The organism is Aminobacter sp. J41 (assembly GCF_000526635.1).
In the GTDB taxonomy this organism is placed as follows: domain Bacteria; phylum Pseudomonadota; class Alphaproteobacteria; order Rhizobiales; family Rhizobiaceae; genus Aerobium.
The window spans coordinates 1-3163 of sequence record NZ_JAGL01000080.1 but is presented as its reverse complement, the minus strand read 5'-3'; the positions used below and the strand labels follow the sequence as shown (position 1 = coordinate 3163).

4 protein-coding genes are annotated in these 3163 nt (G+C 57.2%); all 4 read left to right on the top strand.

Going from position 1 to position 3163, the window contains the following annotated elements:
* Nucleotides 1-204: 204 nt before the first annotated feature.
* The 4 genes from L630_RS0120480 (at nt 205) to L630_RS0120465 (ending at nt 2595) form a co-directional block, all read left to right on the top strand.
* Complete coding sequence (locus L630_RS0120480; RefSeq protein ID WP_024850035.1) at nt 205-531, top strand: conjugal transfer protein TraD; 327 nt, start codon at nt 205-207, stop codon at nt 529-531.
* Nucleotide 532: 1 nt separating this feature from the next.
* On the top strand, nt 533-793 hold the full coding sequence (locus L630_RS22025; RefSeq protein ID WP_034331208.1) for a conjugal transfer protein TraD: 261 nt from the start codon (nt 533-535) through the stop codon (nt 791-793).
* 131 nt (nt 794-924) lie between these two features.
* Nucleotides 925-1989, top strand: a complete 1065-nt coding sequence (locus L630_RS0120470) for a helix-turn-helix domain-containing protein (RefSeq protein ID WP_084466256.1) — start codon at nt 925-927, stop codon at nt 1987-1989.
* A gap of 294 nt (nt 1990-2283) precedes the next feature.
* A complete protein-coding gene (locus tag L630_RS0120465) occupies nt 2284-2595 on the top strand; it encodes a hypothetical protein (RefSeq protein WP_024850033.1) in 312 nt (103 codons plus the stop codon).
* Nucleotides 2596-3163: the final 568 nt, after the last annotated feature.

The window sequence follows — 3163 nt, the reverse complement described above, 5'->3', positions numbered from 1 at the left end:
CGTGAAGATGATAGATCGCCATGGCGATCCGAACATCTACACATTCACGCGCACGTCGGAACGACGTATAGGCGCGCCCTCCCTCGAAAAAATCTGGGGATGGACCGGGCCGTGCCACACCGTCCCGGCAACAATACTGCGTTCCGCCGTCTGCGCAACTATCCTTACCGCATCAACCACTTGCGACCGGGAAAGGACACCATCATGCGGAAACCGAGAGACTATGATGCGGAGCTGAAGGCGCTGGAAGACAAGGCCAAGGAACTTAAAACCCGGAAGGTGCAGCAACTCGGCGAACTGGTGATCGCCACCGGGGCCGATGCGCTCACCGCCGATGAACTGGCCGGTGCACTGGTCGCGCTGGCGGAAGCCAAGGATACCGGAAAGAGGGAGGCATGGGCGAAACGCGGTGCCGCGTTCTTTCAAGGCAGGTCGCGGCAATCTGCGCCAGCGGCTGACCGCGACAACGGCGGCGCTCAAACGCAACTGGGCGGCGCGCAACCGGCATCAGGCGCAACGGGCGCGGCATGACATGCGGCACTGGCAGGTCGAGCGCCGCAGGCGCACGCGCCATCTGATCGAACTCGGTGGCCTCGTCGTCAAGGCGGGCATCGTGGACCTGACCAATGACGACCGCGCCACGATCTACGGCGCGATGATCTGGATTGCCGAAAAGCTCAGCAGCGAGGGTGGCGAACGCGCGCGCGGCGTCTGGAAGAAACTCGGAAAGATGGCGTTCGAGATGGAGCGTTCGTCAGGCTCGAACCACAAAACTCAACCGCAGCAGAATTGAGCGTGACCGATGGCGGGCCCGACATGCTGACTTCAGGGGATGGGACCCGCCACACCTGCACCTTGCCGGGTTTGTCCATTGCCAGTTTGATGGTAAAGTGGTCGAGTTAAATATGATCGGGGGCAAGTTCTTTGCGGGAGGAGAGGCAAAGCAAAGTAATTTGGGACTGGACGCTGGATATCTGGGGTTGGATGCCGGATAGGGGGCGCTGGTCTCCAGCATATGGCCAGCCGCGCGAACCGGCCTATCTGGAAATTTCTACCGATGCGGAACCTCCACACGAAGCATATGACTTCTGGCGTGAAATGGTTTGGTATGGTTTTGATGCCAACAGGCCCAAAAAGCAAACTGGATTTCAGGCGAGAGCGAGCGTCACATTTAACGACGACGCGTATTTCGCCCATTACGTTTCCGATGAGGTTTCGGGTGGCCGCTCGCTGAAACAAAGTCGTGCCGATGGGCACGACGGCATCGAGATCGGCATGGTTCTGTTCGGTCAGCGTCGCCATCGACTTGAAGATGATGAGAGCTACCTCGCACAGCCAGGTCAGTTCTTTGTTTATGACTCAGCCAGGCCCTCACAAGTGGAGTGGGACGAGCACGAGGGAGTACATCTGTCGTTACGGCGCGAGAATGTCGAAGCCGCGCTCGGCCGAGCAATGCCGTCTGCAAGTACCCTGGCACAGGCGCTTTGCAAGTCTCGTCTTGCACCTGTATTGCGAGATCAGATGAAGCTTTTCGCCGCCCATATGAACGGCCTTGCGCGGTTTGAGCGTGGTTTCCTGTTCGATCAAACCCTGCGGTTGGCGCTGTTTGCTCTGGAAGGGCTGGCGTTCGTTCACAAGTCCCAAGCATCGGAACCTTCTCGGGCTGCGCTGTTTGTTGCTGCTCAGCGATACATCGAGCGGCATTTTACCCATTTCGATCTGGACGCGAACCGCATCGCTCTTGCGCTTGGAACCTCCCGCGCCACGCTCTACCGTGCCTTTGCCGATCATGGCCTGACAATTGCCGACACAATCCGTGAGATGCGGTTGGCCCGCGCCCGACGCATGCTGGGAAGCGCACCGCTACATGTTCCCATCAGCGAGATCGCCGCGAAAAGCGGCTTTACTGACATGCGGACGTTCCATCGCGCCTTTCGTACTCGTTTTAACATGAGTCCTGGCGAAGCGCGCACCATCAAAACATTTTGACGGTCTCTTTGCAGCGCTGCCTCTGGCTTCTCAGGTTTGCTATTCGTTGAGGCGGACAGGAGCATAGATTGCGAGGCGGTTGTCTGGGTCCTTTCCCCAATACTCAACCGCTGCTGGGTCCAATTGCGGGCTCCACTGCCGTAGTGCGCTGGCAGGACTGCCTTCACCCCTTCGTACAAGATGACATTCCGATCGAGAACTTGCCCCGGAGCCTCCATCGCATCGAACGATCACGCCGCCGCGACGAGAAACGATATTTTCGGGTTGTAGCGGCATGCCGGCAGCGGTCAGGATATGAAGATCGACGCCAGCGCCGTTCTCGTATTGAGAACAATAACGGGTACGAAGGATACCAAAATCGGGGTGCTCACCACGTTGTGGCTGGAGAGAGCGGTGATCCAGGCAAACTTCAATTCCGCACGAGAGCTGCCGGCCATGACTATCGATAACGCTAAAGAAAGGGCTCTGGGTGTCGTCAAGGATGCGTCTGCTGTGATCGTCCCAGCGGTCCCAGACCTCTGGACCTCGGCGAAGGCCATCGATATCGGAGAGGCGCTCCTTCTGCCAACTGCACAGGAGCCTTCCATTGTGAAACACAAGCGCTGAATTATGTACAATAGCGTGGTCTCTCGGCTCCTGTGGACCTTCTTTTTGAGGAATGTAAGGCTCTTTCCACCAGACTGTGCCAGGGGCCCATAGGACAGTCGGGAAAGCACTGCTCAGTGAGGCAAGATATTCCAGGCTGTTTAAAAAGGCGGGGCGCTCATACGGCTCTCCACTATGCCACTTGAAGAAGAATTCGGGGGGCAGAAATACGGGGAGAACCTCGGCCCGACTTTCTATTATCGGAAGAGCATATCTTTGGATAAGTCGGACCTGAAGGTTTGCCTGAAGGTGAATATATTGCTCTTGGGACATCTCGTTTGGGTCCGCACCCTGTCGCCCCATGATCTCGTTCATCTTATCCGAATTATGCGTATCGACCTCATACGCAAACAATTGCACACAAACCATGGTTATCCACCGAATGTTAGCTCTAAGTGCTTCAGGCAGATGTTAAATCGCGCTCCTGTAGGGAATGACCTGCCACTGAACTGTCATCCAGCGGCGATTAGAGCCTCGGCCGTTTCTGTTACGCCGTAGGGCGCGGGTTGAGCAACCGGTGGAGACGCGA